The organism is Streptomyces anandii JCM 4720 (genome assembly GCF_014650655.1).
GTDB classification, from domain to species: Bacteria; Actinomycetota; Actinomycetes; order Streptomycetales; family Streptomycetaceae; genus Streptomyces; species Streptomyces anandii.
Genome location: NZ_BMVJ01000001.1, coordinates 365,330 through 369,320, shown reverse-complemented (window position 1 = coordinate 369,320; position 3,991 = coordinate 365,330). Strand labels below are relative to the sequence as shown.

Here is a 3,991-nt window from a genome sequence, read left to right as displayed (position 1 = left end):
CCAAGGTCCAGCCGAACGTCGCCGCGAAGCCGCAGAAGTCCGGCAACGCCTCGAACGGCAGCTTCACCACCCGCTGCGGTGTGAACGCGAACAAGAACCACAACACCGACAACGTGATCGTGGCGCCCGGCGTGACCAACGGCGCCCACCACCTGCACGACTACGTCGGCAACCAGAAGGTCGACGCGTTCTCCAGCAACCAGACGTTCCTGCAGGGCGGCACGAGCTGCCAGAACAAGAACGACCTGTCGGCGTACTACTGGCCGGTGGTCCGCGTCCAGGACGGCACGCAGGACTTCGACCAGAACGCGGACGGCGGCGGCAAGGAAGGCAACGTCGGCAAGATCCTGACGCCGGTCCAGGCCCAGATCAAGTACGTGGGCAGCCCGACCAGCAAGGTCGTCGCGATGCCGCAGTTCCTGCGCATCATCACCGGTGACGCCAAGACCACGACCAACGGCCTGGCCAACGCCAACGCGCACTGGAGCTGCACCGGCTTCGAGAACAAGGTCCAGCTGACGACGCAGTACCCGATCTGCCCGCAGGGCAGCAACGTGGTGCGCACCTTCGCCTTCCAGAGCTGCTGGGACGGGCAGAACATCGACAGCGCCAACCACCGTACGCACGTCGCCTTCGCCGACGCGAACGGCAACTGCCAGAACGGCTTCAAGGCCATCCCGCAGCTGACGATGCGGCTGGTCTACAAGATCAACCCGCCGACCATCCAGAACGGCGTGGTGAAGAACGCCTACGCGGTGGACGGTTTCCCGGAGCAGTTGCACAAGCCGGCCACCGATCACGACGACTTCATCAGCGTCACGACCGGCGGCCTGGCGAACAAGATCGCCAACTGCATCAACAACGGGCAGCGGTGCTAGTGCGGCACTGAACCGGTGACCCAGTGGGAAGGCCGGCGGCGGGATCTCCCGCCGCCGGCCTTCTCGCGTGTGCGCCGGACTCAGCCGGTGTGGCCCGTGTGCGCGTGGTGGTCGGTGCCGATCTCCACGTCGCCGCCGAGCGTGCCGCGCAGCGCGGTGACCACGCCGTCGTCACCCACGGCGACCCACTTGCGGCCGACGAGGTAGAAACCGCCGTAGTCCTTGGCCTCGTTGATCCACTCGCGCTGGCCACGGTCGGTGGAGAAGGTGGCGAGGACGAACTTGCCGGCGGAGCCGGTGCAGATGGCCTGCCGGATGGTGTCGGCGTCGGTCTGGATGTTCGGCTTGCACTTCACCTCGGCGGCCAGGCTCTCCAGGCTGCCGGTCGCCGTCGGCGGCACCTTCGCGGCCGCGTCGCCACCGGAGCCGCAGCCCGCCAGCGCAGCCGCCGCCACCGCGGCCCCGGCCACCGCGAGCATCGGTCGGGTCACCCTCATCACTTCCTCCGGTCCTCACACGTCACACTCGAGCACGCCGCAGAGCTCCCCGACGAGGAGCCCCACCCCTCGATACGAGCACCGGCCCCCCAACACTCAAATCACTGGGCCGCACACGCACATCCGTGCGAGGGTGGACCGGTGAACCAGGACTGGGAAGACCGCGTGGCCGCCGCCTGGGCCCGCTTCGACGACTACGGCGAGGACGAGGCTCCCGCGTTCCGCGCGGTGATCGACGCCCTCGCCGCCGAGCTGCCCGCGGACAGCCCGCTCGGCCTCTTCGAGCGAGCCTGCGCCTGGGACTCCACCGGCCACTCCGACCGGGCGGTGCCGTTGTACCGGGAGGCGCTGGGCCGGGGGCTGAGCGGGTACCGAGGGCGTCGGGCCCGTATCCAGCTGGCCAGTTCGCTCAGGAACACGGGACGGGCGGCGGAGGGCGTCGAACTGCTGACCCCCGAACTCGACTCGCCCTCCGACGAGTTGGACGACGCCGTGCGGGCGTGTCTCGCGCTGTGCCTGTCCAGTCTCGGGCGGGACCGCGAGGGGCTGTCCCTGGTGCTGGGGGCCCTTGCCCCGCATCTGCCCCGCTACCAGCGGTCGATGGCGAACTACGCACGGCTGCTGGTGGCTTCGGACGCCTGAGGCATCCTGAGGCGCCCTGACGCACCAGGACGGCGGGTGACCAAGTGGCTGTTCGGTCGTTCTGCGATATGTGCAGTCACAGGATGTCGCCCCGCGTTCCTCGTCGTTCTCCGAGCCGGTCGTCGATGTCGAGCAGGCCGAGGCCGCGCTCGTCGAGCACTACCCGCGGCTGGTCCGGCTGGCCTACCTGGTGCTGCCGCCGCGGCTGGGCCGGGGCCGGCGGGTCCTGACCGCGCACGCCCTCGTCCAGCGGGCGCTCCCCCGCGGCCGGTCCTCGGCGCGGGCGGTACCGGCCCAGTCCACCGGCCGCGCCACCGACCCGGGTTACTCCTACGTCCGCCTCCAGGTGCTGCGCACCGCCCTGGAGGCGGACCGCCCGCGCGGACGCCGGTCCCGTTCGCCGCGCGCCCAGCTGCCGCCGCCGCTGCCCCAGGTGTGGGGGCTGAGGCTGTTCCCGCGCTCGGGCGGCGCCGACGAACTCGCCCTGGACCAGCGGCTCGCCGCCCTGCCGGGCCCGGCCCGCGCCGCGTACGTCCTGCGCGGTCTGGAGAGGCTCGCCGACCACACCGTGCGTGAGGTACTGGACGAGGCGGGCGTGGCGGACCCGGACGCCGCGCTGCGCCAGGCCGACCGCGTTCCCGCGCAGTACGCGCTGCTGGAGTCCCCCGAGTTCGACCCGTGCTCGCTGCAGGCCCGGCCCACCGACCTGATGCGCCGCCGCCGGCACAGCAGGGCCGCGCTCGCCGCCGCCGCGGCCCTCGCCGTGTGCGGGGCGCTCGTGGTGCTGCCCAGCGGCGGCTGGGGGCCCGACGGCGCAGCCGCCCCCGCCTACGCCCGCAACCCCTCCGCCGAGGCCGCGCTCGACCCGGGCCGGCTGGTGAGGGTCGCGCCCATCGCCTGGCGGACCTCCGCGCGCCTGGACTTCTCCGTGTGGCCCGCGCGCGGCGACCTCACCGGCGACACCGCCCTGCTCCGGCGCGCCCTGGCCGTCTGGGCGCGTCCCGGCGAGTCCGTGCGCGTCGCGGCCACCCCCGGCACCGCCTCGGGCGGCCCCGCCGGACCGCCCCAACTGCTCTACGCAGGCACGGTGGACAACGCGCACGTGGTCCTCCTCTACGACGGACTGCGCATCGCCCGCTACGCCGAGCCGAAGGACTCGACCGAGGGCGCGGCCCTCGACTTCGCGCGGGTGGACGGCGCGACCGGCGGGCACGCGTCGGCCGTGGTCCTCGGCCGCGCCGACGGCAACGTCCGCTATCTGACCGCGCCCTGGGTGCGCGGGGCCGCCGAGCGCGACCTGATGAAGCCCGCCGCCGGGGCCCTGAACCTCGGCCTGACCGGCGGCGTCACCGGACCGCTGGCGAGCCCGGTCCAGCAGACCGGCGCCTGCACCTCCTGGCACGCGCTGCAGCTGACCGGCGCCTCCGGCACACACCTGCTGACCGACCTCGGCGAACTGGTCCCGGCCGGCCTCACCACGGGCCGGCCCACCGCCCCGAACGAGGTGTCCGGCCCCGCAGGGCTGCGCGCCTGGGCGCCGCTGGCCTGCGGGCTCGCCGCGGTGCGCGCGCAGGGCGTGCGGTCGGTCAACGCCTGGCAGTACGCCGAGCAGCCGCTGCCCGACGCGAGCGGCACCGCCGCCTGGGTGTGCACCCGGGCCGACACCTGGCGCGGCGACGATCCGCGGGTGCTGGCCCAGTTCCGCGCCCCGGGCGGGAAGTACGCGGCGGTGGCCGCGCAGGGCGAGGACGTGCCGGACTGCGGTGCGCGTGATCCGCACGTGCTGGCCGGGGTGCTATGGAAGTCGGGGGCGGGCGACTGGTACCTGCTCGCGGCGGGCAGCCGGGACACGGAGTCGATCGACGCGTCGGGCGGTGTCCGCGGGGCCTCCCAGGGCCATCTGCTGGCCGTGGCGGCCACCCGGGGCGCCCAGGCCGCCCTCAAGGCGACCCTGGCGGACGGCAGGTCGATCGG

4 protein-coding genes are annotated in these 3,991 nt (G+C 73.5%); 3 read left to right on the top strand and 1 reads right to left on the bottom strand.

All coding sequences use genetic code 11. The annotated features are described in order from the left end of the window. Window positions 1–878 (top strand): DUF1996 domain-containing protein (locus IE249_RS35850; RefSeq protein ID WP_229857198.1); only part of this gene is annotated, 878 nt, incomplete at its 5' end. An 80-nt stretch (window positions 879–958) separates the two neighbouring features. Here IE249_RS35850 and IE249_RS01655 read toward each other — a convergent pair. Further along, a complete protein-coding gene (locus IE249_RS01655) occupies window positions 959–1,375 on the bottom strand; it encodes a hypothetical protein (protein WP_189702939.1) in 417 nt (138 codons plus the stop codon). A gap of 141 nt (window positions 1,376–1,516) precedes the next feature. Here IE249_RS01655 and IE249_RS01650 point away from each other — a divergent pair, with 141 nt between their 5' ends. Together IE249_RS01650 and IE249_RS01645 are read left to right on the top strand one after the other, a co-directional pair. After that, window positions 1,517–2,017, top strand: a complete 501-nt coding sequence (locus IE249_RS01650; protein WP_189702938.1) for a tetratricopeptide repeat protein — start codon at window positions 1,517–1,519, stop codon at window positions 2,015–2,017. Between the two features lie 70 nt (window positions 2,018–2,087). Next, window positions 2,088–3,991: hypothetical protein (locus IE249_RS01645; RefSeq protein ID WP_189702937.1), on the top strand; the 1,904-nt coding region annotated here is incomplete at its 3' end.